Source organism: Komarekiella delphini-convector SJRDD-AB1 (genome assembly GCF_014831675.1).
Lineage (GTDB): Bacteria > Cyanobacteriota > Cyanobacteriia > Cyanobacteriales > Nostocaceae > Komarekiella.
In genome coordinates, this window is sequence record NZ_VJXY01000012.1 from 111,181 (window position 1) to 136,480 (window position 25,300).

A 25,300-nucleotide genomic window follows, 5' to 3' on the forward strand; every position below is an offset into this window, starting at 1 on the left:
AGAGAGAAAATAGATGATACACACTATCCTATTAGAACCACTATCGGCAGACCAATTGTTAATTAATACTTTTATTTAGTTTATACAAAGCTAACCAAGACAAAACAGTATACCTCGTGTAGATCACGGTTTGTCAGAAGGTCATGCACAATTACAAGTAGTCGAAGTGCGATTACGAGTGGTTAGCTCCCCGACTTCTTCAAGAAGTCGGGGAGCTAACTAACAGCCTCTCAAAATTTGGCATCACCAAATTCATTCCAGAATCCGAAAGCATTAAGTCGTTTCGTTCTGGATATTTTAAGGCTACCTGCAAGGAGGAGAAAAAAAGAACATGTCCAAATTCGATAGATTTCAACCCCCTGTTTTTGAGCAAGTTGAAGAAGAACGCCTGCATCGCAAACAACGTCTAGCCGCTGCCTTTCGCCTATTTGGCCGGCTTGGATTTAGTGAAGAGGTAGCAGGTCATATTACAGTTCGTGATCCGGAGTTTACAGACCATTTTTGGGTAAATCCGTTCGGGAAGTACTTCGGGGATATCCGTGTTTCTGACCTGCTTTTAGTTGATAAAGAAGGTGAAGTTGTTAAAGGTGATGCTCTGATAAATCAAGCTGCTTTCGCTATTCATTCCCAGATTCATCAGGCTCGACGGGATATTATCGCCGCTGCACATGCCCATTCAATTTATGGTAAAGCCTGGTCTAGCTTGGGTCGCCTGCTCGATCCGCTCACACAAGACTCCTGTGCTTTTTACGAAGACCATGCGTTGTTTCATGATTGTACAGATGTTGTGTTAGATACTTGCGAGGGTAGGCGAATTGCTGAAGCCTTGAGCCAGAATAAAGCAATAATCCTGCGTAACCACGGCATTCTGACTGTGGGACATACAGTGGACGAAGCTGCTTGGTGGTACATTAGCCTTGAGCAATCGTGTCAAGCGCAACTGCTAGCAGAAGCCGCGGGTAGACCCAGTGTGATCAAACATGAAACAGCTCGTTTAACACACAGCCAAGTAGGAGCGCCTTCAGGTGGGTGGTTCTGTTTCCAGCCACTTTATAACAGGATTGTGCGCGAAGAACCAGATTTACTTGAGTAGTATTGTTAGCGAAACCTATAAATTAGCAGATTAAAATTAGGCGATCGCTCACTATAAAAATGTGATCAAAGCCTTCGATTATTGCGTCAAGTTTAAATTGATAGATCAGCAAGTTCGTAGTAAGGGCTTTAGTCCTTGATTTTTAAGCACTAAAGTGCTTACTACAAACTCTCAAAATCACACAGTGGCTTGGCTATACGTATAAAACCTGCCTAGGCATCAAACCATCCCGTTGCATTTCCCAAGCAATGGTTGTATGGATAATCTTGTCTAAATCATTGTGTTTTGCTTGCCAACCGAGTACCTTGCGAATTTTATCAGCACAAGCCACAACACAGGCAGGATCACCTGGACGACGTGGTGCAGAAACAACAGGAAAATCAACCCCAGAAACAGCTTTGACTCTTTCAATCACTTGCCGCACGCTGTATCCTTGTCCGTAACCGCAGTTCAAAATTTGGCTTTCTCCTCCTTCCTCCAGATAATATAAAGCATCTAAGTGAGCAGTCGCTAGATCCTCAACATGGATATAGTCACGAATTCCAGTTCCATCTGGTGTGGAAAAATCACTGCCATAAATTCGGACTTCTGGCTTGCGCTTAAGTGCTGCATCACAAGCAACCTTGATCAGATGAGTTGCGTTAGGTGACATTGGCCCCAATCGTCCACCAGGCTCAGCACCCGCTACATTGAAATAACGTAAAATTACGTAGCGCAAGGAAGAGGAGATGCCATAGTCTCGAATCAACCATTCGCTCATGAGCTTTGAGCGTCCGTAAGGGTTAATAGGCTGTGTTGGATTAGACTCTGTAACTGGACTAGCGTCTGATTCTCCATAAACTGCTGCTGTACTGGAAAAAATAAATTGATTGACACCCATGACACTACAGCAACGCAGCAAGTTGAGAGTATTGCGGGTGTTATTAGCGTAATAGTCTAGAGGATAGATAACTGATTCTGGAACAACCAGACTAGCTGCAAAGTGCAGCACTGCACTAAATTCATGCTTGGCAAAGACTTGATAAAGACGCTCACTGTCTGCTAAATCACCGATGACCAGCTTCCCATGTAGTACAGATGTTGATGAGCCTGTAGAACAATTGTCATAAACTACGACATCGTAGCCAGCTGCTCCTAGCTGACGCACTACATGAGAACCGATATAACCTGCACCACCAGTTACTAAAACTGTATTTTTCATCTACCTCTGTGTACCTTTATCTACCTTTACCTAACAAAACAACTCGAATGGTTTTGAAGGCGATCGCCAAATCTAACCAGAAGGAATAATTCTTGATGTAATAAAGGTCGTAAGCTAGCTTTTCGTAAGCATCCTCAACAGATGCTCCGTAGGGATACATCACCTGGGCCCAACCAGTAATTCCCGGTTTCACTAGATAACGCACTTCATAATAGGGAATCACTTCTTTGAGCTTGACATCAAATTCTGGTCGTTCTGGACGTGGGCCAATCAAACTCATCTCACCACACAGCACATTCCATATCTGTGGTAGTTCATCAATTCGCAACAAGCGTAGCCAACGTCCTACTCTGGTGATGCGGGGGTCATGTTTGTTTGCCCACTGTGCGCCTCGCTTTTCTGCATCCTGATACATGGAGCGGAATTTGTAAACTCTAAATGTCTTGCCGTACAATCCGTTTCGTAGCTGACTGTAGAAGATAGAACCGGGACTATCTAACTTGATGGCTAAAGCTACAAGCAGCATGAGTGGGAATAAAAATACAAGTAATATCCCGGCGGAAATCAAGTCTACAAAACGCTTCAGCTTCATATTCAAGTAGCCAGGCGTCAAGTTAAAACCGGCACTAAAAGCCAACCATTTATCCTGTAGCAGAGATGAAGGAAGTTTGTGCCACAAGGTTTCATAAAAATCTGGCAGCCAATAAATTGGTATACCTCGCAATCGCATTTGCATTAATTGCTGCATCTGCTGTTTAGAAAACTCGATTGGGGTTGCAACTATCACCGCAGACCAAGACTGTAGACTCCAACTATGCAAGTTGTTTAAGGAGCCTACACAATTTAGATTGATATTCGTATCTGCGTCAGGAGTTGTGTCTTGACTTTCAGCTAGTACAAATAGCTCTCCCAATGAATTTTGCTCTAGTAGGTGTTTTGCAAATTTGATTGCGCTTTCATCTGCACCCAGCATTAACAGACGACTTTGCTGAGCACGCGATCGCACCCATTTCACCGCTAGTAGCCGTAAAGCTATTGCCCAGATTGTGAATATCGCCAAGCTTGGAAGTAAAATACCCCGCCCCACAAGAATATGATCTCTCCAAGCCCCAGACAGATAAATCAATGCAGAAGTCAAGATACTAACGCCTACACTGCTAATCAAGATTCGGGATGGTGTCCGCAAGCCTGCAATTTGCGTATCTGGATGGTAAGCGTCTGCCAAATAAAGCCCTACTAGAACCAATAAGACAAAACTATAAACAAGTGGGTCAAACTCATTTAATGATTGACCTAAACGCAACCAGAGAGCAATTTTTAAACAAATGAATAAGCCAAATGTGTCTCCTAACAAAAGTAATATGGTTAGATTACGCACTCTACCCGGCAACTTAATCTTTGCCGGGGAACTAATGTAACTCGTAAGGCTCATTGATTTATCTTGCTATTCAGCTTTTGACATTACATTTGCTTGATTTAAGCTGTTTTTGCATTATATCTGCTTGATATAAGCCGCTTAATTATCTCAAATCAGTAACACTGAACTCTAGCCTCTTCGTATCAATGTAAACTAAGATTTTCTCAAATCTTGGTCTGCTGGATCTCTAAACTCTTGGAACTTAAGAGTTGTTTATGTACAATTGAAGTTTTGTTTTTTCAACTAGAATTTACTTGAAAAAATAAAGACAATTTTGCTAATGCTAATATTTAAGGTTTTTTACACAATTGTTATGTGGTTCATTTAATTTTTGTAATGACTAAATAATAAATGATTGTCAAAACTTTAATTGTGAAGATTATGTAAACCTATTGATTAACTATTATACAAATGATGAGTTTGCAACAATAAAAACTAGTATATATTTTATACTTAGTGCTAAGGATTTTCATGGATTTATATGATCCAATACTCAGTCTGTAAACTGAAGATAGTAGGAATAGAAAGAGTCAAAATATAGACAAATCAAAAAATTTTAAACACTATAGTTAAAATTTTAATGGTTAGTATTTTTAAAAACAGCTAATAATTAAAGTACTTTTTTATACTTAAAGTTTTTTGGAAATTTAGACTTTTTGCAAGAAAATATATAAAGATAGATTAAAGTTTTAGTAAAGAATATTCAAAACTATTAACCAAAAGGTGAGTTTTTTGTCATAAGAAGTATATGTTGACTGTAAGCTATGTACTTTTTTCTGAATGCATGTTAGGATTAATCCTAAAATTAACTTTTGTAAAAAAATAAAAATAAAAATACCAAATTAGCTACATTTCGGATGATAATTTTTTTGTAATACAATTTACATTGTGATTACAAAGTAAAAGTAATTGTAATAAAATCAAAAATTTTAGCCCCATTATAAATGGAGTAAAAAGGCATATTGAAAAGCATGTATAAGTTTAGAAAATAAAATTCAATTAATAGTGCGTTCTGAGTAGAGCGAAAAACCTTATCTCTATTTATCTAAATTGATTGAGATGCTTTGGAGTGCTTTTACTCCTTTCGGCATGAAAATTTTTGACTTTTTAGACATCCTTTAATTCAGATCAATTTTGCTTTGCAACAATATGTCATGCCATCTAACCAAGAAGAACAAAACTCCTTTGATTTACAACAGTACTTACTAATTTTAAAAAAGCGTTGGTTAGTAATAGCAGCTGTAACAGGTTGTGTATTCGGACTATCAGCTTTGGCTGCATTCAGACAAAAACCCATTTATGAAGCGGAAGGCAAACTAGTTTTCAATAAGACTGATCGCGTCTCATCGCTGACAAGTCCGATAGAACAACTTGGAGAGTTAAACAGTTTAACTGAACTGGGCAATCCACTAGATACAGAGGCAGAGATAATTCGCTCTAACCCCGTAGTTGCAAAAACCATTGCCAACCTCAACCTGAGAGATCAACAAGGTAAACCCCTAGAAATAGATCAGTTTCTCAAAAAACTTAAAGTTAAGAGTATCCGGGGTACGGATATTTTGGCCATTTCCTACAACAGTAGTAATCCACAAGAAGCCGCAGCCGTTGTAAATTCGTTGATGAGATACTACCTAGAGAATAATATTCACATCAATCAAGTAGAAGCGACGGCAGCAAAGAACTTTTTGAGCAAGCAATTGCCAGAAGTTGAAGTCAGGGTAGTAAGAGCAGAGACAGCTTTACGTCGGTTTAAAGAAGAAAACAGAGTAGTTGCTTTGGAGCAAGAAGCGGCCACAGGCGTGGAAAAACTCGGTGATTTATCAGAGCAAATTACCCAAGCTCAGGCAAATTTAGTAGATGTTGAGACTCGCTTAAAACTTCTGCAACGTCAGCTGAAATTGAATTCGCAGCAGGCTATAGATATAGGCAACTTAAGTCAATCAAGAGGTGTGCAGCAGGTGCTAACAGAATACCAGCAGGTACAGAATGAGTTAGCTGTGGCACAGACTCGTTATACCAACCAACATCCGACGATCGCTAATTTGACAACCAAACGAGCAGCCCTCAGAAAGCAGCTAGGCATACGAGTTTCTCAAAATCTGGATGAAAAGCTATCTGTATCAGAACAGAGTTTACAGATAGGAGGACTCAAACAGAACCTCGTTGCACAGTTAGTGCAATCGAATGTCGAAAGATCAGCTTTAGCTAATCGAGTTATGCTCTTAAAGAATGCCTACGCATCCTCCCAAAAACGGTTGAGTGTCTTACCCCAACTGCAACAAAAGCAGCAACAGCTAGAGCGACAGGTGCAAGTAGCGCAATCAACTTATGAAGAACTACTGAAGCGATTGCAAGAAGTAGAGGTAGTAAATCAGGATGTTGGTAATGCCAGAGTAGTTTCTGCTGCTTCACTTCCCAATAAGGATATTTCTCCCCGCATTTACCTGAAGTTAGCAGTCGGTGGATTGTTAGGAATAATGTTGGGAGTGGGAACGGCTCTTTTGTTGGAAGCTTTGGATAAATCTCTAAATACTGTCAAGCAAGCTAAGCACTTACTAGGCTATCGTTTGCTAGGTACAATTCCTCACTTAAGTCAAACTAGTAGTCTACCAATTCCAAATTGCTGGGTAAGGGTTGGGGAAAGGTTAAAGGGGAAAGGGCAACACCTTTTTCCTTTACCCCTTTACCCCGCCAAGTTCCCTTGGCAAACTACTAAGGGGGGTAGTGGGGAAGGCTTAGCGCCATTACCTGTAAGAGATAATCCTAAATCGGCAATAAGTTCAGCCTTTGAAATGCTTCAGATGAACTTGAATTTCACCCTCTTTGATAAACCGCTGCAAGTGGTTGCTGTGGTTAGTTCAACTCCAGGCGAGGGTAGGTCATTTGTTGCAGCTAATTTAGCGATCGCCAAAGCACACATGGGGCGTCGAGTCCTGTTGATGGATGCAGATATGCGTCACTCTTGTCAACAGGAGATTTGGAATTTACCCAACTCCAGCGGACTAAGTGACGTTTTAGTAGGTAAAGGAGATTTTTCCCATACTGTTCAACAAGTACTAGTTAATTTGGATGTTCTAACTGTGGGAACAATTCCATCTCACCCAGCTGCATTGCTTGACTCGCAACGCATGGCTTTATTAATCCAAGAGGCTGCTAAAAAATACGATTTTGTAATTATCGACACTCCAGCTTTAAGTTTATTTGCTGATGCTTTAATGTTAAGTCAGCTGGCAGATGGGATATTACTGGTTGTGCGTCCTGGTCTATTTAACTCTGCTACAGCTACCGCCACCAAGACATTACTAGAGCAATCTACTCAACATGTATTGGGAATGGTAATTAATGGAGTTACGTTTAGTACTCAATATCCTGATTACTATGCAGATAAACACTATGGAGTAAAAGAAACAGCTAAAGAGGCTGAACTCTGCAACATGCGTTTTTCCAAATCCTCTTCAGACAGCACTGTGAGCACTGAATTATGACACTCAAGTCTGTACAAAATTCTCAACCGCTTAGTCTACGCCGCAATTTCTATTGGACATTTGCGGGAAATATGATTTACGCAGGTTGTCAATGGGGAATGTTGGTGGTGCTTGCCAAATTAGGAACTCCAGAGATGGTAGGACGGTTTACGTTGGGGTTAGCAGTTACCGCACCGATTATCCTATTTTCAAATCTCAATTTACGGGCAGTTCAAGCAACGGATGCTAAACAGCAATATCGTTTTGGAGACTACTTATTATTGAGATTGATAACAATTGTACTAGCTGTTGTAGTTATTGTCGGGCTAACTTTTGTGGGGGGTTATCGTGGGGAAACAGCCTTAGTAATTTTGGTGATCGGACTAGCAAAGGGTATTGAATCTATTAGTGATGTTTTTTATGGTTTATTACAGCAGCGCGAGCGCATGGATAGAATTGCCAAGTCCATGATTTTTAAAGGTTTGTTGTCATTGATTGCTTTGGGAGGTGCAGTTTTTATCACAAAAAGTGTTGCATGGGGAACAGTCGGTTTAGCATTTGTATGGTTATTTATTTTGATTGTTTATGATATTCCCATTAGTGTTAAATTGATTGGTGTTAATAGTTTACAAGCTTGTTTGACTCTAGTTAGAGAATTTTTCAAAATGCCAATTGGGCGATCGCCTCGGCAAATTGATACTAAAACCCTCAAAGAATTGCTATGGCTGACGCTACCTCTGGGTTTTGTCATGATGCTAATTTCGCTCCAAACTAATATTCCTCGTTATTTTATCGAGCGCTTCTTAGGAGAACGGGAGTTAGGAATTTTTGCAGCGATAGCTTATTTACAATTAGTAGGAATAACTGTCGTATTGGCACTAGGACAATCAGCAACTCCCCGATTAGCAAAGTATTATGCATCAGGCGATCGCTCTTTATTTAAAAATCTGCTACTCAAACTCATTGGTGTAGGAGTGATACTTGGCGCTGTAGGTGTACTGTTAGCTTTGGTTGTCGGTCAAGAGATTCTTACTATTCTATATAAACCTGAATATGCTCGGTACTCCAGCCTGTTTGTTGGGGTGATGATTGCAGCTGGAATTGGATATATAGGAAGCTACTTAAACTTTGGAATTACTGCAACTAGGGCATTTGAGCGTTTTACCATCCCTTATCTGCTACTAACACTACTCACAGTTGCAACATCATGGTTACTTATCCCAAATTTTGGTTTAGTTGGTGCTGTATGGACTTTGTGCATTATTAGCATCGCAGGCTGTTTAACATCAACTTTTATCTTAATAAAAATACGATAATTTCGGTTAAACTATACATAAAAAATTTTCAATCATCACATATTTGCTGTTGAACTTAATAAGTAAAGTCAGGAAAAACAATGCCTAAATGTTCAGAATGTCGAATGTTAACTATCAATAAGTGTTCAGCTTATGCCAAAGCTCAGGAAATTTTGGGAAGAGAGCTTCCCCCACCCCCCGTGGGAGCGTGCGAAGTTCCTATTGTAGAAAATTACCTACAATTAATTAAAGAAGGAATGACAGTTTTAGAAATTGGCTGTGGAACTTGGGATTTAATCAAAAATCACTGTGAACGTATCGGAGCGCGTTATGAGGGAATCGATACAGAGACAGAATATTTTGGCAAAAAGACAATAGCTACTCGTTTAGAAAATTTAGCAGATTTGTCCTTTCCAGATGAATCGTTTGATGTCGTAATTGGCAATCAAACAATGGAACACTGGGCAGAAAATGGCTGTTCACTTGAATGGGGGCTTTATCAGTGTTTTCGAGTTTGTAAGCCAGGTGGACGAGTTTTAATGAATGTTCCAATTCATTTTCATGGAACACGTACATTTATGCTTGGGGAAATTGATATTATCAAACAATTATTTGCCTCATTTTCAGGGAAAGTATTGTTTGAAAAATGGGGACATCCGTCCGAGCCTTTGCCTGAGTTATTTTCCTATCCTGGTTACTGGATATTACACAATTGCCCAGCTTATGTATTAGATATTCAAGCTTTTAAAGATAGACCTTTGCCAGAAGATTTTAACAATAGTCGTGCAACTTCTGGACGACTTGCTCAAATACAAAACTATCCTCTTTCGTACAACATATACCGGATTTTGCGAAAGACTGGCTTATTCTCAAACGTTTAAATTTTTTAATGCATAAATAATTAGGTGAAACTCAAATGACTGTTAAGCGCATCCTCCATGTTGTTGGTTGCATGGATCGAGGAGGAATTGAAACGTGGTTAATGCATGTTTTGCGAAACTGCGATCGCCAACGTTTTCAAATGGATTTTTTAGTTGAAACTACAAAAAAAAGTGCATACGACGATGAGATCCTAGCTTATGGGAGTAAAATTATTCCCTGCCTACATCCATCTAAACCATTGCAGTACACTTATAACTTTAAGCGACTGTATCGTGAACATGGGCCTTACGATATTATTCACAGTCATATTCACAACTATAGTGGTTATGTCCTGCGATTAGCCAAACAAGTTGGTATTCCGATCCGCATTGCCCATAGTCACAACGACACTTCAGCAATTGACGCAAAAGCCAGATTATCTCGGCGTTTATATTTAGGTTTGACAAACCATTGGATAAAACAATATGCAACTGCGGGATTAGCTTGTTCGAGTGCTGCTGCTGCTGCACTTTATGGCTCAAAATGGAAAGAAGATTGTCGCTGGCAGCTGCTTTATTACGGGATTGATCTTTCTGTTTTTGACTTTGAAAATGAGCCAAATGTCAGGCGATCGCAGTTTAACATCCCAACAGATGCTTTAGTAATTGGTCATGTTGGTAGATTCGATCCACAAAAAAATCACGATTTTCTGATCGACATTGCAGCTGAAGTTATTAAACGCGAACCCAAAGCATATTTTTTGCTAATTGGAGATGGGCCCCTGCGTTCTAATGTGGAGAAAAAAGTACAGCAATTAGGATTAAGTCAGCAAATTATTTTTGCAGGGTTGCGTTCAGATGTGCCGCAGCTAATGAAAACTGTAATTGATGTATTTCTTCTACCATCACTTCATGAAGGCTTACCTTTAGTATTACTTGAAGCACAGTCAGCAGGACTTCCCTGTATTTTTTCTGATACAGTTACCGAGGAAGCAAACATAGTCAAGACTTTAATGCAGAGAGTTTCTTTATCTCAATCTGCTGATAAATGGGCTGAGATAATCCTTACCGCTAACCATACAAAGCCAAAAATTACTCCAAAAGAATCTTTAGCTTTAGTCAAACAAAGTACTTTTAATATTTACATAAGTGTTCAAGAATTACAACATTTATATACTCTCAGCTCTCCTAGTCAGAAAGTAGCAAAAGTATAAGTTAAGTAGTAAAAATTAGCATCATCAATTTATTTTGCAGAACTTGAATACATCTTCAAATATTAGCCAAAAGAAAATTAAACAACCGAACAACGTTACAGTCATATCAACTTTGTCGGTGAAAAATACCCGATGGCAATTTATTGCCCTGTGCTCATATTTGCTATCTCAAATTTTTACAATTCCGATTTTAGCTATTGGTTCTTGGGCAACTTGGCTTACTCTTCCAGATTTAGCAACAGTTTTGCTTGTTTTGACATTTATACTAAATTATCAGCACAAAAAATTAGCAGCAGTATCTAGTGCAAATAAAAAAATATTTGTCGTACTAATACTTGTATTGTTATGCTGCATAATGTCATATTTAATTTATTTTAGCAATTTGATAGATCTAAATGCTAACGGTGTCAGACTTGGCATTTATCAAATTTATCGCTTAATTGAATTCTTATGCGTATTTGCGGTAACAGCACAGATTCCTTTAACTCCCAAAAGAATCGATGTTTTAAAGCAAATTACTAACTTTGTCTTAATATTTGTTTGCTTATCAATTATATTGACCTTTTTTGCGATCGTTCCTCTAGGTGCGCTGACAGCACATTTACCCCAAGGTAAGGATATTGCTGGTGCTTGGAGCGAGTATGCACGGCTAGGAAAAATTGGCGGAAGAGGCTGGGGAACTATTAGTTACAATCACGGTTGTGTAGCAGCGCATGTAACTATGATTACGGCTTTAAGAATACATTTAGGACTTGGTAAACAAGTAACAATTGACTTATTACTATTATTTTTATCACTAATTGCTTGTTTTATTACTGAATCACGTACAGGATTTTTAGGAATACTGCTTTTTGTAATAGTATACATGTTAACAAAGCCAAGGAATATAGTAAGAGCTATTACTTTAGCCGCTTTATTATTCGCTATTATTGCTTTGACAAGTTTAAGTAATTTAGATTCAGTGAATTTAGTTTCAGTTCAAGGATCAGTATTAGAACGACAAACAACTTTATTGGATGCAGGTAACGCCGAAAACTTGAGCGGTAGAGATAATATTTGGGAAGAAAAAATCAAATTTTTAAATCAAGAACCTTGGCGATGGATAGTTGGTACAGGTTTCGGTTCAGCCTGGGATCATGGTGTAGATAGTGGCAGTGCTCATCTACTTTTTCTCCATATAATTTTAGAAAATGGCATTGTAGGATTGTTAATTTTTGCTGTTTTGTCTTACAAAATGCTCTATTTATTGTATCAAAATGAATTATATATAAAACCTATATTTTGGGTAACAATAACCTTTTTAATTACCTCATTTACTCAAGAAATATTTTATCCAATCCCGGCAATGGGAAGCTTTATTGGTTTTTATTTATGCTCTGTTGCCATAGCACTTCGCAAAGATATCAAAGTAATTAAGTAAATTAAGACATATATAAAATTATTTGGAAAACTTAAAGTATGAAAATCATCAATAATAAAAAGACCAATTTATTTTTAATATTTATCAGTACTTTACTGGTTGCGATCGCCTGCTTCTATTTTGTTCAAAGCAAGAATGACATACAAGATATTGGTTACACATCCAATAGTAATAATATTTTATCAAACAGCAAACCATTTTTCCCATTTGGTTTATATTATGTTGATTACAATGTTCCCAAAAATATTAAAGCTAAATTAAAAATAAAAGCTTTAAATGATATGGCTCATGCTGGATTCAATATAATTCACACATCTAATAGTGAAAAACTAGATGATGATAGAATCATGTTAGACCAAGCTAAAAAACTAGGAGTTCATGTCATCATAGAGGGGCCTGCTGAAATTGAGGTAATGAACGCATTCAAAACTAAATCTGCACTGCTTGGTTGGAATATTGCTGATGATGCTAATTCCAGATATAAACGTGATACAGTATTAAATAGACATAATCAAGTCAAAAAAATTAATCCTAATTACTTGACATACATTAGTATGTTTTCTTTAAAGCCAGAAGTAATTATGCGTTTCTTACATACTTCTGACTTAATAGGTTTTCAAAGTTATCCTATTTCTGATAGACCTTTGGATTCAACTTTTGATGATATGAAATTTCTTGTTAATATTTCAAAAAAATATAATGCTGCTCCAGCTATAGCTAATTTACAAACTTTTAAATGGAATGAGCCTGATAGTATTGGCAATCCACAGCGAAAACCAAGATTTAGCGAAATTCGTAATATGACCTATCAAGCACTGCTGGGTGGCGTTAAAGGAATTATTTACTTCAGCTACCTTTATGAAAATTGGTATTTGCCAGAACACCAAGAATTATGGAAAGGTTTGAAATCTTTGGTTCCTGAAATCAATGTTATTAGCCCAATATTACTGAATGGAAGTTTAAATAATATTGATGCAGGATTAAAAAATATATTAGCTGGAATTTGGATAAATCAAAACCAAACTTTAGCCGTTATTATTAACACTTCTTATACTAATACAACAGAGATTGCAATTAAAGTTCCTGCAAATCTCAAGCAAGCAAAATCTATATTTGCAAATCGTGCTTCAGGTTTGGCTATTAGAGGTAATAAGCTTTCTGGCTTAATTAAACCTCTAGATGTTCATGTCTACAGTTTAAGCTAGGAGGTTATTAATGAACGTTGTTGTATCAATTGACCATCGTTATTTTGGTACACCTGATGGTGCTGTTTGGACTTCAACAAATTGTGGATATCCATTCTGGTTGCGTTACTTAGAAGTATTCGATAGTGTACGTATTGTGGCACGAGTACGTTTAGTTACCTCAGTACCAGACCATTGGCAACGTGTTGACGGTGAAAACGTTTCGGTTGCAGCTGTTCCTTTCTACGTTGGCCCAGTACAGTATTTGCTAAAAGCTGCACAAGTCCAACAGGCTGTTAAGAATGCTGTTAATTTAACTGATGCTGTTATTTTAAGAGTTCCCTCAAACGTAGCTAACTGTATTTATGATTGGGTGCGTCATACTAATCAGCCTTATGCTTTAGAAGTAGTAGGTGATCCTTATAATTTCTTTGCACCTGGTTCAGTTAAACATCCTTTACGTCCCTTTTTTCGTAGTTGGTTTACACATAAGTTAAAAAATAAGTGTATCGAAGCTGCTGCCGTTTCTTATGTTACGAAACAAGCTCTGCAACAACGGTATCCTTCCAGTCAACAAGCTTACTCAACTTATTATTCAGATGTTGAATTATCTGATGAAGCTTTTGTCACTACTCCTCGTTCAATTACTCCCAAATCAGACAAACTAACCTTAATTACTGTTGGAACTCTTGAGAACTTTTGCAAAGCTATTGATGTATTAATAGATGCTGTTTCTATGTGTATTCAAGAGGGGTTAAACCTGGAGTTAGTTATTGTTGGAGATGGTGAGTATAGACCAGATTTAGAAGCTCAAGCTAGAAAACTAGGAATTCAAGAGCGTGTGTTTTTCCGAGGTCAATTACCATCTGGTAAAGCTGTATTAGAACAGTTAGATATGGCGGATATGTTTGTACTGCCTTCCCGTCAAGAGAGTTTACCCAGAGCTTTAATTGAAGCTATGGCACGAGGATTGCCTTGTATTGGTTCTAACATAGGAGGCATTCCTGAATTACTATTAGCTGAAGACTTAGTGATTCCAGGCGATACAGTTGGATTAGCAACCAAAATTCAGGAAGTTTTTGCCGAACCTGAGAGGATTCTACGAATGTCAACTCGGAATCTGAAAGTAGCAAAAGAGTATAATGAAAAACTACTTAAACAACGTAGACTAGAATTTTATAAATATATAAAAGAAGTAACGGAAATTAGCTTCAAAAATCAAAATTAAAAGTTTTTTAGACAAAAGTCTCCAGTTAAGACTAGCTCAATAAAGTTTGCGTTTCATGAAAATATTTTACATAATTACCCGTGCTGTGAGTGGCGGTGCTCAAACTAACGTCTTAGAACTTATTCGCGGTTTTCGAGATAAATTTGAGATTATACTATGCACAGGAGAAGAAGGATTTCTGACTGAATCAGCATTAAAATTGGGAGCTAAAGTACATGTATTACCTAACTTAATGCGTTCTGTCAATTTATTCCAAGATATTCAAGCAGTAGGAAGTATTTTAAGTCTAATTCGTCAATATAAACCAGATTTGCTTCATGCCCATTCATCAAAGGCTGGGATATTAGGACGACTTGCAGCCAAGTTGGCTGGTGTACCTGCTGTTTTTACGGATCATGGTTGGGCTTTTGCTGCCAAACTTCCTTGGTACTGGAAGCTTTTAGCGATTCCCAGCGAGCAACTTGCGGCTCATTGGTGTTCAAAGATTATCACAGTATCTAAATATGATTTGTCCTTAGCTATTCAGTATCGTATTGCTTCCCAAAATAAACTAGTTAAAATCTACCTTGGTCTTCCTGATACTATTTATCGTGCCGCTCCTGGCAAAACAGATGTGGTGAAAATTGTCATGGTAGCTCGCTTTTCGCCGCAAAAAGACCAAAGCCTGCTTTTAAATGCGCTAGCTGGTATTGATAAACCTTTCGAATTACTTTTTGTCGGTGATGGTTCTACGCGGAAGCAAGTAGAGTCTTTAGTCCAAAACTTAGGCTTGAAAAAACAAGTTAAGTTTTTGGGTTCTCGTTCCGATGTAGAACAAATTCTTCAAGACACACACATTTTTGTTTTATCAACAAACTGGGAATCATTTGGATTGGTTTCAGTTGAAGCAATGCGTGCTGGATTACCAGTTGTAGTTACTGACGTTGGAGGGGTTAGCGAAGTCGTTGTAGAGGGAGAAACTGGTTTTCTAGTTCCCAAAGCAGATGTAGTAGCTATGCAAGAAAGGTTGACTCAACTAATAGCTGATGCTGATTTAAGAATTCGCATGGGAGAGGCTGGACGCAGACGCTATGAAACACACTTTACTGTTGAACGAATGCTAAATGAAACTTTGGAAGTGTACATGGAATGTAGGGTAAAGCCTAAATAGTAGTTCATCAACCCATAAGTGACAGGTGTAGGTTGGGAAAAAGGCACGTAATAAGTCTAATGAGTACATGGGTAGGGACACGGCAATGCTGTGTCCCTAAAAGTAATTGCAACTTACACCTATTGAAACGATTCTTAGCTCAACCTATTTTTTCTTATTCTTATGACTCTGCCGTCCTGCGTTGGCATGTTGCTCTGGTGTACCGCCACGGGTACTTTTTTCTTCACTATCGGCATCATCATTATCCTCACTTCGATGACCAGTGTGGGAACTTTTGCCACCCTCGCGGCCGATTTCAGCCATATGCTCTCTATCCTGACTTACGGCTTCACCACCCTTTTGCCCAGCTTCACGAGCTTCCTCAGATGTAAACTCGTGGGCAGTGCCTTTTTCATGAGCAGCCTGTCCGCCTTTGCTAGCAATTTCGCGCTGCTTGTCTTCATCCATAGAAGCAAAGCCACGTTTGCTTGTATCGGCCATGATATTACTCCTTGTAATTAACTTAAGCTTTTACTTTTTTAAGCAGTAAAAACTTTTGTTGGTTTTCCATTTCATCAATTCATGAATTTCTTCAAGTTAGCTACCCAATTAACTGTATTCATGGCCCTTTAGAGAGAATAATTCTATGCTGTTACTCTACTTAAGAGATACAACTCAAGTTGAATGGGTAGAGAGACGTTTATAGACTTCCAAAATATCTTTGATATTAAGGCGTTGGGTTTTCTATGGCTTTACTTTTGACACCTAATAAAGTTATGGTAATAGAACTTACGCACTGAAGACTGAAACCTAGATCCCCCCTAGCCCACGCCAGTCGCTCATGGGGAGCCACCCCCTTGCGGAGGTTCCCGACGCTCGTTCGCGCAGCGTGTCGCAGACAAGACTCGCTCTAAGCGAAGCCATGCCGAAGGCTTTACGCTGCGCTATCCGTTGTGGGGAGTGGCGCGGAAACCCCCTTGGCGCAGCCTCAAAGTAGAGAAGACCGCGCTGGCTCCCCTTCAAAAGGGGGGAATTTATAAAGCCCCCTTTTTAAGGAAGTTGGGGGATCTGAGTGCGTAAGTTCTGGGTAAAACCTAACTAGTAACTGATATTAGAAAGAGCGCTATTCTTCTCCTGCTTATTTCCCGAAAAGGCCAAGAATAGCGCAACATGTTGAAAATTTTAGGCAGAATTAGTTACTAGTATTAATGAGATTCAGCGGCCACGTGAATCAAGCTCTGATGAAGATTGCAGATCGTTAATAGTAATGCTGCAATCTTTAGTAACATGAGTTACTTTCTTGGTATCGCTAATCTTTCGAGTAGAAAGTCCCGAACTGAGCATAAATTCTGATAATGATAATATATGCAACATTCAATAATTCGTAAAATCAACACTTATTACCTCAGTTGAGTGCGCTAGAAAACGTGATGCTGCCGATGGTTTATGCAGATATCCATACTACTGAACAACGCGATCGCACCATATCAGTTTTAAAGCGAGTCGGATTAAAAAACAGGTTACTTACTACTAGCCGATGAACCCACGCACCTATTAACAGGCGCGAATCTTGTTTTTCATAGGGATGCGATCGCATTAATTTGTCAAAAGTAACTCCCATATCTGCAATCAGCAAAGCCTAAATCTGCTTATGGAAACCAGCTTCTTCCATCGTTGTAAAAATGAAGCCGTCCAAAGCCAAGAAATTGACCGTGAGATTTTTCACCTACCGGGAACGCCGTGACGCCCAATAAATAAACACCAGAAAAGCTGGGATTCTTCAACGGGCGCAGGGCAATTGTAATTGTATTTCCTGGAGTCACAGGCGGATTAAAGTTTACAGAAATAGTACGTGTTTCACGTTCTCTTGTCACCGAGCCTAGTGTTAGTTGCGTTCCTTTGCGATCGCCTGTTTCCACAAATGCGCGGGTATCATCGAGATCATAACGGATATTTTCTACTCCCTCTCGTTGGGTAATTGTTACCCTCTGGAGGGGTTCGCCAGCATTCTCCGGCACGTTGATTGTAAAATAGTAAGTCCCTCCCCAGACATTTACACCTTTATATGTAGTCACTACATTAACAAGGTTCGGCGGTTGAACAAAGTAGACTGTGCCATCTCTAAGCTGCACTGCTTGAGTAACCTGAGTTACAACTGCCCCAATACTTAGCGCTAACGAGAGTGTTGTCCCAAATGTTGTAACACGCATGGTCGGAATTTAAATAAACGAAAGGGGGAAGGGGGAAATCTTTTATAAAATATAAAAAAATCTACTCATTCTAATTCTAGTTCTTTAGGAATCAATGACTTTGGAATTAGAGAAGCTTGTTGTTCTCGATTTGAAGGTTTTGTATACCACCAAGCCCAAGCAATTAAAACTGCTTGCAAGGGAAGTCTGATTACATGAACCCAAGGTGAATTTGGTATATGATCAACCTTAATAAGATTAACTGCCATGTTGATATTAGCAGGGTAAACAGCAACAAAAAGAGCAATCAGTCCCCAAGCAGCCGCTTGACTTACAGGCGGTACTAATAATCCAATACCACCTAAGATTTCGTAAAAGCCACTGAGATATACTAATTCTAAAGGATAGGGAAGTTGCGGAGGCACGATTCTGACATACTGGTCTGGTACGATAAAGTGTGTCACTCCAACTACAATAATCGATACCGCAAGGATAACACGTAACAGTTCCTTATATTTACCCATGAGTTTCGCCTGATTCTATACTTGTCTAGTTTGATTGACTAATGTCAGTCTGACTTCGACTACTAAAAAAATTATCAAAGTCAAAAATTCAATTTTTCAAACTTTTATTCTCTGTGATTCTGTCTTAGAAAGTGCATGAACTGAGATCTTGCGCTTTTTCCCGCAACCGCATCAGAATTCATTTTGAGGCTAATAGGTAAAGTCTTCTAAAAAAGACTGAGTAACGGTTTTAGTCAACACAAGCGTTGACTTTAGCTATTAACCAAGAAATTTATTTCTTGGTAGGAGATGGGGCAGATATAAAATTTAACAGTTAACAGTAAACATAATTAGGTTTAGGGTAAACCGCTAAGGGGGCAATCACTTCCAACAAAAAACTAATAACCCAAAGCCGATTAGCCGCAGGCGCTATCTGGCGGATTTAAATCCCCCAACTGTTTACTGTTTACTGCTTACTGTTTACTGATTTAAGGTGATTTTAATTCATACTTTCACTCAACAACGCTTTTACTTTAGTGGGTCGTGTCCCCAATTTTTTAAGGAGTAGCGCCAGCGTGTATGTTCAATATCGCCTGATGGCTGCTGTGCTGTGTGGCGATGAACATAACTAATAACTTTCTTCATGTGCGATAGGTCATTTTCGGTATAGTCATCCTTTTGCAACAACTGAATAATATACCGCCCGGACTTGTGACCGATAGACTCGTCGTCTCCATCTTTTTGTCCCACTGTTTTAGAATCATCTGTATTTAACCAGGAGTCTAATTCTTGATGAGTCATATTGACGACTTTGTAAAATTCGGTAATCACTGATTTAACATCGTTGCTCATAACTGAGTGTTATTCCTCTATTTTCCTAAGAGCATCAGGTTTGTGAGCGGCTTGATTTCCTGTGTTATCACTTTCGACTAAATATTCTGGGTTATCTTCCGACGCTGCAACGTGGTGTCCTTTAACATCTGTGGGGGACGTAAGCTTTTTTACGATTTTGCCGATTGTCTTGCCTTGTGCTGTGTTCCATTCAACCTTGTCGCCTTTTTTGAATTGCTCTGTCACGATTATTTCCTAATTTGATGTTGTATATCTTTTCAAGTCACCAAAACAGTTCTGTTAGGGTAGCCAGTGATGAGTACCGAGTCCTGAGTAAGAAGCACTTAACTTACTTAGTACTCAGCATTAATGAAATTATGGTTGCAGTTTTAAAAATAGCCATCGTTCTGGTGATAGAGAAAACACTGTTTATTGGCTGATAAATTCTAGCCTTGAGGAAGTCTGCTAGCGGTCGCTATCAAAGTACAGTGATTTGCATATAAGTACAGGATAAGTTTTTTTGCTAAAAGACTTGACTTAGAGCACACTCTAAGTTTTATGGTGGTTTGCATATGGAAACAGAACTTACCATTCAACAAGTTGCGACGCTAACTGGGCTAAGTGTACATACTCTGCGCTATTACGAGCGCAATGGACTACTTGCTCCAGTTAACCGAGCAGCGAACGGGCATCGTCGTTATTCAGCAATGGATATTGCCCGAATTAAGTTTTTGACGCGACTACGGACGACTGGAATGCCAATTCGTCAAATGCAAAAATTTGCTGATTTATATCGCCAAAAGCCTGAAGCGATCGCAGAACGTCGATTAATTCTCGAAGCTCATGAGCGTGAGGTTACACAACGTATCTGTGAACTAAATCATAACTTAGAGATGATTCAAAAGAAAATTCAGCACTACAAGGAGTTAGAAGCAAACCATCAACTAGATGATGCCTGCATTGGCGATTTATCTGAAGCGCAACTTTCCTTAGAAATGGCTACAACGCCCAATTCATTAGAACTTCGACAAGTACCGACAGACAATCATATTCACGTTCATTATACAAATCGCAATTTTGGAGAGAAAATCTATGAAAACTAGAAAACTTGGCAATCAAGGATTAACAGTTTCCGAACTGGGATTAGGATGTATGGGGATGTCTGAGTTCTATGGCGCAAGTGATGAAGTTGAGTCAATCGCTACTATTCACCGTGCTTTAGAACTGGGCGTTACTCTACTGGATACTGCTGATATGTATGGAATAGGTGCAAATGAGCAGTTAGTTGGTAAAGCAATTAAAAATAGACGCGATCGCGTTATTCTAGCAACTAAATTCGGCATTCAGCGTAGCGAAGATAACAGCTTTCGAGGTGTCAACGGTAGCCCAGAATATGTTCGCCAAGCGTGTGACGCCTCTTTGCAAAGGCTTGATGTTGACTACATTGACCTTTATTATCAACACCGTGTCGATCAGCAAGTCCCAATTGAGGAAACAGTAGGCGCAATGGCGGATCTAGTTAAGCAAGGTAAAGTCCGCTACCTGGGACTTTCGGAGGCTGCGCCTGCAACGATTCAACGTGCTCATGCTGTCTACCCAATTACAGCTTTACAATCTGAGTATTCGCTTTGGCAACGTGAGCCAGAAGACGAAATTTTGTCTACTATTCGTAGCTTAAGTATTGGTTTTGTGCCCTACAGTCCACTTGGTAGAGGGTTTCTTTCTGGACAAATTACCAGTCCAGATGACTTTGCATCTGACGACTTTCGCAGAAACTTGCCTAGATTCAAAGGCGAAAACTTCTACAAGAATCTTCAGCTAGTTGAGCGTGTGAAAGAAATTGCCAAGGAAAAGGGAGTAACGCCAGGACAACTAGCTCTCGCCTGGTTACTAGTTCAAGGAGATGATATCGTACCTATTCCCGGAACGAAACGCCGTGCTTACCTTGAGGAGAATGTTGCAGCAGTTGACATTACATTCACTCCAGCAGAACTTGCCCGGATTGATGAAGTATCACCCAAGAGTGTGGCAGCAGGCGATCGCTACGCTGATATGAGCACCGTCAACCGTTAAAATCTATCTGCTAAGGTGTTAATAGTCAAGAATTTTCATCAGTGGTTGTGCGTAGGCGTTGGCGTAGCCTCTCGTAGAGAAGCCCGTCGTAGACATCGCTGATGAATCAAAAACAGATGAAGATATTTCGACTCCCTTACTTAAAACGCTTAGCTGGAGCAATTTTCCTAAGTGTGTCAGTTTTGCTCTTACTGTGGTTGAGTTCACCACTGCTACCAACCCTAGCAAAACCGGAAACTCAAGTTTTTGAGCAAGTTTGGCAAACAGTAAATGACAACTTTTACGACCCCAAGTTGAATGGAGTAGACTGGAAAGCTATCCGCGAAAAGTATAAACCTCAAGCAGAACAAGCCAAGTCTAAAGAAGAGTTTGCAACTGTGATCAATCAGATGCTCTCGCAATTGCGGACTTCTCACACTCGCTTTTATACTCAGGATGAACCAGCCTACTATCAACTTTTAGGGATTTTTCTGCCCAACAATCCAGAGTTACAGAAGCAGTTAAAAAAGTTTTTTCCTCAAGGCAAGATTGAATATAGTGGCATTGGCATATTCACCAAAAACATCAATGGCAAGACCTTTATCAGTGCCATTTTAGATGGAAGTCCAGCAGCTACAGCTGGTTTAAAGGTGGGCGACCAACTTCTGAGTGTAGATGGTAAACCTTATCAGCCGATACAATCTTTTGTCGGTAAAGCGGATCAAAAAGTCAAGCTGTTGATTCAGCGCACGCCCAATGCTAGTAATCAGCAAGAAATTGCGATCGCTCCAAAGATACTCGACGCCACTACAATGTTTCTGGATGCTCAAGAAGCCAGTACCCAAATAATTGAACAAGAAGGCAAGAAAATAGGCTATGTTCATATCTGGTCTTATGCAGGCGAGCAATACCAGCAGCAACTTGAGACAAACTTAATCTATGGTCGTCTCAAAAACGCGGACGGGTTAGTTTTAGATTTGAGAGAGGGATGGGGTGGTGCGTCTCCTAGTTATCTCAATATCTATACTGCTGAAGGCCCAAGCTTGACTAGTATTCGACGCAATGGCAGGCAAAATACCTATAACTATCAATGGAAAAAGCCAGTGGTTATGGTAGTGAATGAGGGTAGCCGGAGTGGTAAGGAAATACTAGCGTTTGGCTTTCAGCAAAATAAAATTGGGCCAGTAATTGGCTCTAAAACTCCGGGAGCAGTCGTTGCTGGCAGTCCTTTTCTAATGCGAGATGGCAGCGTGCTTTACCTAGCAGTTGCAGACGTGTTTCTTAACGGCAACCAAAGACTTGAGGGTAAGGGCATCACACCGGATATTAGCGTTCCATTCTCCTTAGAATATGCAGGTGGGGTAGACCCTCAAAAACAGCAGGCTGTAGAGACTGTGTTAAAGGCACTCTAGCTGTAGAGTTACGTAAATTTTACTGGATTATTTTACCAGGCGATCGCTAGCTTCTGATTGCAACAAAGAACCGCGACAACGTTTACGCCACGAAAAATCAAAGCTAATTACCAATCTTGACTAGAGCTTTAACTTGATTCGGCTCTTTGTAACATTATTTCATAAAAGCTTAATTAAAATTCAAGTAATTTAAGTGTGATAGCTAACACTACCTGATTTTTGCTTAAACTAATGAGCTTTTGGTTTTATCTATTTGTTGGAAGTGCAGTTGTTTCTTCCGTTCTATCTTTCAGGTGTAGTAGTCGGCAGGACAAACTGCGACGACGCAACTTAAATCGTTCAGCAAGTTGTGGATTGACTGGTTATGAAGTTGCAACGCTGATCTTAAGAGAGAATAATCTGGGTGCGATATCTGTACAAAATGATCAAACCTCCCAAAAAGCTGCTTTCAGACCAAAAGAGGGAAAGCGAGGAACCATACGTCTTCCCCCAGATATTTTTGCAGATTCCTCTCTACGTGCTATAGCAATCAGCGCTCATGAGTGCGGTCATGCCTTGCAGTATTATTTTGGCCGCTCTTACTTTTCTATTTCTAAGCTGACATTTTTTTTATTTTGGAGTTTCATCGGCAGCGGATTTTTTCTTTTGAATTTCAGCTTTATTTTTTTAAGTTTCATGGGAAGTGAATTTTTTCTTATTCCCTTTTTGATTGTCCTTTTGGCAGCTATTCCTGGAATATGTTATGTAATGGGTACTCTCCAGTCCGAATCTGATGCCACTCATCGCGGTATTACGATGTTAGAGCTAAAAAAGCTAATAGACTATCACGAAACTAGTTTTGTAAAACAGTGGCTAGAAGCTTCTTTTCTCAACTACGTGTCTAATTCCTGGTTATTTGCTACTGTTTGGAGCTTTGCAATGGCTGGTATTATTATGTGTCATAGTCGGTCATCTTGAATTGGATAGGATTTACGCCACAACTCTCTGAAATTCTTATTCCTAAGCGAATCGGCAAACAAGATTGCATTTTGAAAAGGAGATAGGAGTTAGGAGATAGGAGATGGGAGTTAGGAGATAGGAGTCATAGATCACATTAATTATTCTCTCCCCTTGCTTCCCCTGCTTCCCCTGCTCCTCCACTTCCCCGCTCTCTACCTTCCTGAACTACGTACCAGTTGCCCTTCCTTGTAAGCTTGCCGCAAGGCAATTGCCTCTGCCACAATGTGCTGAGCGCTAAATCCTTCTTCATCCATCATTTTTTGCAAGGTAATGCCAGTAGATTCTGAAGCTTCGTGAATCGGCGGAATTTGACAATACCTTCCACCATTCTTGAGCCGCCGCCAGATACTAGGTTTTTCAGGTCTTGGTTCTTTAGAAGTACGTTGTTTTTTAGTGAGAGAACGTACAGCTTCTTGAGTAATTGCACTTAAATCAAGTAGTCTATCTATTACTTGTTGATACTTCTTACTATTCTCTGCCAACTGATATATAGTTCTAGGCTCGATTTGTGCTAAATCTTGGGGCAAGAATTTACCAAATACTGCTGCAATTTTGAGATAGCGTTTTTCTTCACCTTTCCAACCCTGATCAAGCAGTAACTTTTTGTACTCTTTTGAAGAGAGCTGTTGTTGCTGTTCTGCTAACCAAAAGGCATGATGCAATATTGTTTTAGTAACTTCAGCAAGGGTTTGAAAAGAAAAATTTTCGGTACTAAAGCTTTTGCTCGTATTAGCTTTTTCTTCAACGAATTGCTCAAAATTGGGTCTGTTAACTTGGGCTGCAACTACACCCTGTGCGTGTGTCATCATAGTATTAGATCTCATCTAGGGTATTTCTAAAAGGCGATGTTTAACGACAAGCTGCTCCCGAAGTTTTGATAATCACAAGCAAACTCGCAGATAACTCCGGGTATCTACGTACTTCGTTGGCAGAAGTTTGAAAATTGGATTTTGTTCGGATCTCTTGCCCGATAAAAGGCGATCGCTAAAATTAAATCATTTCACTAGAACAATTGTACTACTATAAATAGCAGAAAAAACCCTAAACATACCCAAATTTTTGGGAAAATGATGAAAGCTTTATACAAAAGAGCTTTTACTCATTAGTTCTTAAGAGGCTGCGAGTAAAGTTTTAATATATCGCCGCACCAGATATCGCTGCTGATCTGGGTGAAACTGTTCAGGATTAATAACAAACCCTGTCCCAATACCATCGACAAGTGCTATCAGGGCATTTGCTTCAAGCGTTAAGTCAATATCTTCTCGAATTAGCTTTGCTGTTTGCAAATCAGTCAACTCTTGGCAAATGGACTGATGCAGTGATTCATAGCGTTTTCGATGTTCCTGAATTAGCTTTTCACGCCCAATTGCATACCCTAAAAAAGCAATCCAAATCTGCCAACCTTGTCCGCCACTGAGTTCAAAAGGCAGCACTGCGAAAATCATTTGCTCAAACCGCTCAATTCCGTGCAATCCTTCTGTACAAGTTTTGATGTCCCTAAATAGGTTTTCAAACACTCGCTCTAGCACAAAAAGCGTTAGTTCGTCTTTATCTCGAAAATAGTGGGTAAGAACACCTGTAGTACAGCCAAGTTCTTGAGCGATCGCCCGCATACTAGCGCGATCAAGTCCTTCGCGAATAATCACGCGCCATGTTGCTTCAGTCACTTCGAGACGGCGATCACTGTAACCCATTGTTTTGCTAGCGTTCCAATTAAATCTGTTGACATCCTATCACAACAGTTGTTATCTTAATTTGCATAACAACTGTTGTCATCTAAACACACTGTCACGAGCATGAGAGGAAAAG

22 protein-coding genes and 1 pseudogene are annotated in these 25,300 nt (G+C 39.5%); 14 read left to right on the forward strand and 9 right to left on the reverse strand.

The annotated features are described in order from the left end of the window. Positions 1-331 precede the first annotated feature (331 nt). Positions 332-1,093 (forward strand): class II aldolase/adducin family protein, encoded by a 762-nt coding sequence (locus tag FNW02_RS13250; protein WP_191757998.1) that lies wholly within the window; start codon positions 332-334, stop codon positions 1,091-1,093. Between the two features lie 193 nt (positions 1,094-1,286). Here the strand turns inward: FNW02_RS13250 and galE are convergent, their stop codons facing one another. Further along, positions 1,287-2,294, reverse strand: a complete 1,008-nt coding sequence (galE, locus tag FNW02_RS13255) for a UDP-glucose 4-epimerase GalE (protein ID WP_191757999.1) — start codon at positions 2,292-2,294, stop codon at positions 1,287-1,289. A 16-nt stretch (positions 2,295-2,310) separates the two neighbouring features. Continuing rightward, the gene (locus FNW02_RS13260; protein ID WP_191758000.1) at positions 2,311-3,726 is read right to left on the reverse strand and encodes a sugar transferase; all 1,416 of its coding nucleotides are present in this window, start codon (positions 3,724-3,726) and stop codon (positions 2,311-2,313) included. A 1,139-nt stretch (positions 3,727-4,865) separates the two neighbouring features. On the opposite strand from FNW02_RS13260, the gene FNW02_RS13265 reads away from it, so the two are divergent. The 8 genes from FNW02_RS13265 to FNW02_RS13300 all read left to right on the forward strand — a co-directional run bounded on the left by FNW02_RS13265 (position 4,866) and on the right by FNW02_RS13300 (position 15,526). Next, complete coding sequence (locus tag FNW02_RS13265) at positions 4,866-7,196, forward strand: GumC family protein (protein ID WP_191758001.1); 2,331 nt, start codon at positions 4,866-4,868, stop codon at positions 7,194-7,196. Then, the gene (locus tag FNW02_RS13270) at positions 7,193-8,491 is read left to right on the forward strand and encodes a lipopolysaccharide biosynthesis protein (RefSeq protein ID WP_191758002.1); all 1,299 of its coding nucleotides are present in this window, start codon (positions 7,193-7,195) and stop codon (positions 8,489-8,491) included. Before FNW02_RS13265 ends, FNW02_RS13270 begins: the two co-directional genes overlap by 4 nt. An 80-nt stretch (positions 8,492-8,571) precedes the next feature. Next, entirely contained in the window at positions 8,572-9,351 is a 780-nt protein-coding gene (locus FNW02_RS13275) for a class I SAM-dependent methyltransferase (RefSeq protein ID WP_191758003.1), read from the forward strand. A gap of 35 nt (positions 9,352-9,386) precedes the next feature. Beyond that, the gene (locus FNW02_RS13280) at positions 9,387-10,544 is read left to right on the forward strand and encodes a glycosyltransferase family 1 protein (RefSeq protein ID WP_191758004.1); all 1,158 of its coding nucleotides are present in this window, start codon (positions 9,387-9,389) and stop codon (positions 10,542-10,544) included. 43 nt (positions 10,545-10,587) lie between these two features. After that, the gene (locus tag FNW02_RS13285; RefSeq protein ID WP_191758005.1) at positions 10,588-11,964 is read left to right on the forward strand and encodes an O-antigen ligase family protein; all 1,377 of its coding nucleotides are present in this window, start codon (positions 10,588-10,590) and stop codon (positions 11,962-11,964) included. A 38-nt stretch (positions 11,965-12,002) separates the two neighbouring features. Then, a complete protein-coding gene (locus FNW02_RS13290) occupies positions 12,003-13,169 on the forward strand; it encodes a hypothetical protein (RefSeq protein ID WP_191758006.1) in 1,167 nt (388 codons plus the stop codon). Between the two features lie 10 nt (positions 13,170-13,179). Further along, complete coding sequence (locus tag FNW02_RS13295) at positions 13,180-14,376, forward strand: glycosyltransferase family 4 protein (protein WP_191758007.1); 1,197 nt, start codon at positions 13,180-13,182, stop codon at positions 14,374-14,376. A gap of 55 nt (positions 14,377-14,431) precedes the next feature. Next, the gene (locus FNW02_RS13300; protein ID WP_191758008.1) at positions 14,432-15,526 is read left to right on the forward strand and encodes a glycosyltransferase family 4 protein; all 1,095 of its coding nucleotides are present in this window, start codon (positions 14,432-14,434) and stop codon (positions 15,524-15,526) included. A 144-nt stretch (positions 15,527-15,670) separates the two neighbouring features. Here the strand turns inward: FNW02_RS13300 and FNW02_RS13305 are convergent, their stop codons facing one another. Beyond that, entirely contained in the window at positions 15,671-16,006 is a 336-nt protein-coding gene (locus FNW02_RS13305; RefSeq protein ID WP_191758009.1) for a KGG domain-containing protein, read from the reverse strand. Positions 16,007-16,899: 893 nt separating this feature from the next. On the opposite strand from FNW02_RS13305, the pseudogene FNW02_RS38605 reads away from it, so the two are divergent. Continuing rightward, positions 16,900-17,028, forward strand: a pseudogene (locus tag FNW02_RS38605) (ABC transporter ATP-binding protein); the annotation flags it as partial. Positions 17,029-17,154: 126 nt separating this feature from the next. On the opposite strand, the gene FNW02_RS13320 reads toward FNW02_RS38605, so the two are convergent. The 4 genes from FNW02_RS13320 to FNW02_RS13335 form a co-directional block, all read right to left on the reverse strand. Next, positions 17,155-17,715: a DUF2808 domain-containing protein gene (locus tag FNW02_RS13320; RefSeq protein ID WP_191758012.1), complete on the reverse strand. Its 561-nt coding sequence runs from the start codon at positions 17,713-17,715 to the stop codon at positions 17,155-17,157. A 65-nt stretch (positions 17,716-17,780) separates the two neighbouring features. Further along, the gene (locus tag FNW02_RS13325; protein ID WP_191758013.1) at positions 17,781-18,218 is read right to left on the reverse strand and encodes a DoxX family protein; all 438 of its coding nucleotides are present in this window, start codon (positions 18,216-18,218) and stop codon (positions 17,781-17,783) included. Between the two features lie 507 nt (positions 18,219-18,725). Then, positions 18,726-19,049 carry a DUF3140 domain-containing protein gene (locus FNW02_RS13330; protein ID WP_191758014.1) on the reverse strand — a complete coding sequence of 108 codons (324 nt, stop codon included), beginning with the start codon at positions 19,047-19,049 and terminating at the stop codon, positions 18,726-18,728. A gap of 9 nt (positions 19,050-19,058) precedes the next feature. Continuing rightward, on the reverse strand, positions 19,059-19,274 hold the full coding sequence (locus tag FNW02_RS13335) for an HVA1 family protein (protein WP_191758015.1): 216 nt from the start codon (positions 19,272-19,274) through the stop codon (positions 19,059-19,061). A 326-nt stretch (positions 19,275-19,600) separates the two neighbouring features. Here FNW02_RS13335 and FNW02_RS13340 point away from each other — a divergent pair, with 326 nt between their 5' ends. The 4 genes from FNW02_RS13340 to FNW02_RS13355 all read left to right on the forward strand — a co-directional run bounded on the left by FNW02_RS13340 (position 19,601) and on the right by FNW02_RS13355 (position 23,449). Continuing rightward, positions 19,601-20,131: a MerR family transcriptional regulator gene (locus FNW02_RS13340; RefSeq protein WP_191758016.1), complete on the forward strand. Its 531-nt coding sequence runs from the start codon at positions 19,601-19,603 to the stop codon at positions 20,129-20,131. Further along, a complete protein-coding gene (locus tag FNW02_RS13345; RefSeq protein ID WP_191758017.1) occupies positions 20,121-21,101 on the forward strand; it encodes an aldo/keto reductase in 981 nt (326 codons plus the stop codon). Before FNW02_RS13340 ends, FNW02_RS13345 begins: the two co-directional genes overlap by 11 nt. A gap of 116 nt (positions 21,102-21,217) precedes the next feature. Then, the gene (locus FNW02_RS13350; protein ID WP_191758055.1) at positions 21,218-22,492 is read left to right on the forward strand and encodes a S41 family peptidase; all 1,275 of its coding nucleotides are present in this window, start codon (positions 21,218-21,220) and stop codon (positions 22,490-22,492) included. Between the two features lie 231 nt (positions 22,493-22,723). Next, entirely contained in the window at positions 22,724-23,449 is a 726-nt protein-coding gene (locus FNW02_RS13355; protein WP_191758018.1) for a zinc metallopeptidase, read from the forward strand. Positions 23,450-23,643: 194 nt separating this feature from the next. Here the strand turns inward: FNW02_RS13355 and FNW02_RS13360 are convergent, their stop codons facing one another. Further along, a complete protein-coding gene (locus tag FNW02_RS13360; RefSeq protein WP_191758056.1) occupies positions 23,644-24,300 on the reverse strand; it encodes a hypothetical protein in 657 nt (218 codons plus the stop codon). 300 nt (positions 24,301-24,600) lie between these two features. After that, positions 24,601-25,185 carry a TetR/AcrR family transcriptional regulator gene (locus FNW02_RS13365; protein WP_191758019.1) on the reverse strand — a complete coding sequence of 195 codons (585 nt, stop codon included), beginning with the start codon at positions 25,183-25,185 and terminating at the stop codon, positions 24,601-24,603. Positions 25,186-25,300 lie beyond the last annotated feature (115 nt).

Excerpts from the sequence above, each read along its gene's own strand:
- FNW02_RS13250 (WP_191757998.1), top strand. The coding sequence starts at position 332 with ATGTCCAAATTCGATAGATTTCAACCCCCTGTTTTTGAGCAAGTTGAA.
- galE (WP_191757999.1), bottom strand. The coding sequence starts at position 2,294 with ATGAAAAATACAGTTTTAGTAACTGGTGGTGCAGGTTATATCGGTTCT.
- FNW02_RS13260 (WP_191758000.1), bottom strand. The coding sequence starts at position 3,726 with ATGAGCCTTACGAGTTACATTAGTTCCCCGGCAAAGATTAAGTTGCCG.
- FNW02_RS13265 (WP_191758001.1), top strand. The coding sequence starts at position 4,866 with ATGCCATCTAACCAAGAAGAACAAAACTCCTTTGATTTACAACAGTAC.
- FNW02_RS13270 (WP_191758002.1), top strand. The coding sequence starts at position 7,193 with ATGACACTCAAGTCTGTACAAAATTCTCAACCGCTTAGTCTACGCCGC.
- FNW02_RS13275 (WP_191758003.1), top strand. The coding sequence starts at position 8,572 with ATGCCTAAATGTTCAGAATGTCGAATGTTAACTATCAATAAGTGTTCA.
- FNW02_RS13280 (WP_191758004.1), top strand. The coding sequence starts at position 9,387 with ATGACTGTTAAGCGCATCCTCCATGTTGTTGGTTGCATGGATCGAGGA.
- FNW02_RS13290 (WP_191758006.1), top strand. The coding sequence starts at position 12,003 with ATGAAAATCATCAATAATAAAAAGACCAATTTATTTTTAATATTTATC.
- FNW02_RS13295 (WP_191758007.1), top strand. The coding sequence starts at position 13,180 with ATGAACGTTGTTGTATCAATTGACCATCGTTATTTTGGTACACCTGAT.
- FNW02_RS13300 (WP_191758008.1), top strand. The coding sequence starts at position 14,432 with ATGAAAATATTTTACATAATTACCCGTGCTGTGAGTGGCGGTGCTCAA.
- FNW02_RS13305 (WP_191758009.1), bottom strand. The coding sequence starts at position 16,006 with ATGGCCGATACAAGCAAACGTGGCTTTGCTTCTATGGATGAAGACAAG.
- FNW02_RS13320 (WP_191758012.1), bottom strand. The coding sequence starts at position 17,715 with ATGCGTGTTACAACATTTGGGACAACACTCTCGTTAGCGCTAAGTATT.
- FNW02_RS13325 (WP_191758013.1), bottom strand. The coding sequence starts at position 18,218 with ATGGGTAAATATAAGGAACTGTTACGTGTTATCCTTGCGGTATCGATT.
- FNW02_RS13330 (WP_191758014.1), bottom strand. The coding sequence starts at position 19,049 with ATGAGCAACGATGTTAAATCAGTGATTACCGAATTTTACAAAGTCGTC.
- FNW02_RS13340 (WP_191758016.1), top strand. The coding sequence starts at position 19,601 with ATGGAAACAGAACTTACCATTCAACAAGTTGCGACGCTAACTGGGCTA.
- FNW02_RS13345 (WP_191758017.1), top strand. The coding sequence starts at position 20,121 with ATGAAAACTAGAAAACTTGGCAATCAAGGATTAACAGTTTCCGAACTG.
- FNW02_RS13350 (WP_191758055.1), top strand. The coding sequence starts at position 21,218 with ATGAAGATATTTCGACTCCCTTACTTAAAACGCTTAGCTGGAGCAATT.
- FNW02_RS13355 (WP_191758018.1), top strand. The coding sequence starts at position 22,724 with ATGAGCTTTTGGTTTTATCTATTTGTTGGAAGTGCAGTTGTTTCTTCC.
- FNW02_RS13360 (WP_191758056.1), bottom strand. The coding sequence starts at position 24,300 with ATGATGACACACGCACAGGGTGTAGTTGCAGCCCAAGTTAACAGACCC.
- FNW02_RS13365 (WP_191758019.1), bottom strand. The coding sequence starts at position 25,185 with ATGGGTTACAGTGATCGCCGTCTCGAAGTGACTGAAGCAACATGGCGC.